We start from the raw sequence: 2,838 nt of genomic DNA on the forward strand, positions 1-2,838 counted from the left end.
GAACCTGTCCGCATTTTTGTGGGCGAGGCGGTTAAAAAAAACGTTACCCGCGCGCCCGCGTAAACCGCTCGCCAAACAGGATGGCAAACTGGTTCATCGCAGATTTCCAGTCATAGGCATGGCGCACGGACTTTGCAAGCACGTTTCGTAATGCCAGCCACAGCAGCTTGATGGCCGCTTCGTCATTGGGGAAGTGCCCGCGCGTCTTGATGATCTTGCGCAACTGCATGTTCAGGCTCTCGATGGCGTTCGTCGTGTAGATGACCCGGCGTATTTCTGGTGGAAACACGAAGAACGGCGTGACGTTCTCCCACGCACGCCGCCAGGATTGCACAATGGTCGGATATCGGGTGCCCCATGGGCCTGCAGCGAATGCCTCAAGCGCCTGCTGCGCGGCCTGCCCGCTTGCGGCCGTGTAGATCGGGCGCAGCGCCGCGGCGATAGCCTTCCGGTCCTTGTAACTCGCGTATTCCAGGCTGTTGCGTATCAGATGCACGATGCAGGTCTGCACGGCGGTGCGCGGGTAGGCCGTGCCAATCGCATCGGCGAGCCCCTTGAGGCCATCGACCACGGCGATCAGGATGTCCTGGCAGCCGCGCGTCTTGAGTTCATTGAAGACCTTGAGCCAGAACTTCGCGCCTTCGGTGTGCTCGATCCACAAGCCCAGTACGTCACGCTGGCCGTCGGCCTGAATGCCCAGCGCGAGATACACGGCCTGGTTGCTCACCACGCCGTCGCTGCGGATCTTTACGCGAAGCGCATCAAAGAATACGACCGGATACATCGGTTCGAGCGGTCGGTTTTGCCAGGCGAGTGTCTCGGCCATCACCTCGTCGGTGACCGAGCTGATGAAGTCGGGCGACACCTGCGTTCCGTAGCTTTCGGCCAGAAACGCCTGGATTTCGCGTACGCTCATGCCCCGCGCGTACATGGCGATGATGCCCTCATCAAAGCCGGTAAAGCGGCGTTCGTGTTTGGGAATCAGTATCGGCTCGAAACTGCCGTCACGGTCACGTGGCAGATCGACCCTGAGTGGACCGTGGTCCGTGATGATGGTTTTGCCACTGGCACCGTTACGCTCGTTGGTCTGGCCATCCGGCCTGGGATCGCCGGATGGATACCCCAGATGCAGCTTCATTTCGGCGCCCATCGCGCGTTCAATGACGGCCTTGTTGAAGGCGAGCATCAGGTCCTTGACCTGCGCGGGTGTCATCGGCCCCTTGACCAGTTCGTCCAGCAGCCCTTCAGGCAAGGCAGGCAGCGGCCCTCGGGCCGCTGCCTGCGAAGCGACAGTGCGTCGTTTCTGTTTCTTGTCCATCGGCATATCCATGATTTTTACCTCTCATGATATGCCTCGCCCACAAAATGGCTACAAGGGCTCCCCGTCGGTTGCAAACCCAACGTTGCTTTGATGTCTTTACGTACTGCGCTGCTTCGCTGGTGTAAGTGAGAAGGTGAAGGACTGCAATGCTACAAACGGTCATATTGGACCAATGGTCCGGACCCTGATGAAAGACGCGCGCGAGGACCTCGTTCGGATATCGGGATTGAGCTCCCTGTATTTTGTCCAGGTACGCCCCGCGCGGGTCCAACCCGCTTCACATCACCGCTGGCAGTGCAAAGTGATCTTTTATCCAGTCATGTGTACTATCGTGGTGTTCGTGTTAGTTGTTGGCAGATTAGCTCCGCACGTCACGCTGCCACTGGCTCGCGCCTGAAGTCGCCGCCGTACTTCAGAACTGCCCAGGCCATCCGCGCATTCTTGGCTGCGATGGCGACTGCTGCCCGCCAGTAACCGCGGCGCTCCACCAGGTTCCTGGCCCACCTGCTGAACCGGTCTTGCTTGTCGCCCAGGTTGGCCATCACGGCACGAGCTCCCAGGACCAGCAGACTACGCAGATACGCGTCGCCTGTTTTCGTGATGCTGCCCAGCCGGGCTTTGCCGCCACTGCTGTGCTGTCCTGGTGTCAACCCAAGCCACGCCGCGACCTGTCGGCCATTCCGGAAGTCATGCCCGGCACCAATGCTGGCCAGCAAAGCGCTGGCCGTGGTTGGACCGATGCCACGTAATTGCATCAGCCGCTTGCTGCGCTCATCTTCCCGGGCAATCTCGCCAATCGCGCGGTCATATTCGCCCAGCCGGTCCTCGATGTCGCCAGCATGCTCGAGCAAATCGCTGATGCACCGCCGCGCCCAGCCGGGCAACGAGTCAAGGTGAGTCGCGATGTCTAGCCGTAGCTTTTCCGGGCTCTGCGGTAGAACCACTCCGAACTCCGAGAGCAGGCCACGCAACCGGTTGTAGGTCGCTGTTCTTTCCTCGACAAATCCCTGTCGCGTCCGATGCAGGCAAAGCGTAGCCTGCTGATGCTCGTCCTTGAGCGGCACAAAACGCATGCTGGGTCGCGTCACCGCCTCGCAAATAGCGGCCGCATCAGCCGCGTCGTTTTTGCCGCGCTTGCCGGACATCCGGTAGGGAGCGACCAGCTTTGGCGCCATCAATCTCGCTGTATGGCCGCACTTCTGGAACACGCGTGCCCAGTAGTGTGCTCCCGAGCACGCTTCCATACCGATTACGCACGGCGGCAATTGGGCGATCAATGCACTCAGCTGGTCGCGAGATACACGAGGTTTGATGAGCACCGCTTTGCCGGCGTCATCCACGCCGTGGACGGCAAACACGTTCTTGGCAAGATCGATCCCGACGGTGACAATTGGCATGGACTTCCCCTCCTGTTGGCGTTGATGTAGTTCGACACTCCATCATGGCACTTCGATGCCGACTCGCGGCTTCCGCCGCAGCCTCGGGACGGGGAAGTCCCTTTCATTCGGATAGGTCCG

The 2,838-nt window shown here is 60.3% G+C and carries 2 protein-coding genes; both read right to left on the reverse strand.

Going from position 1 to position 2,838, the window contains the following annotated elements; genetic code table 11:
• Positions 1–43: 43 nt before the first annotated feature.
• Positions 44–1,318 carry an IS256 family transposase gene (locus AB4Y43_RS40220; protein WP_368730272.1) on the reverse strand — a complete coding sequence of 425 codons (1,275 nt, stop codon included), beginning with the start codon at positions 1,316–1,318 and terminating at the stop codon, positions 44–46.
• 374 nt (positions 1,319–1,692) lie between these two features.
• A complete protein-coding gene (locus AB4Y43_RS40225; protein WP_368688902.1) occupies positions 1,693–2,718 on the reverse strand; it encodes an IS110 family transposase in 1,026 nt (341 codons plus the stop codon).
• Between the last annotated feature and the right edge of the window lie 120 nt (positions 2,719–2,838).

It is taken from the genome of Paraburkholderia sp. BR10872, from assembly GCF_040965835.1.
Lineage (GTDB): Bacteria > Pseudomonadota > Gammaproteobacteria > Burkholderiales > Burkholderiaceae > Paraburkholderia > Paraburkholderia nodosa_A.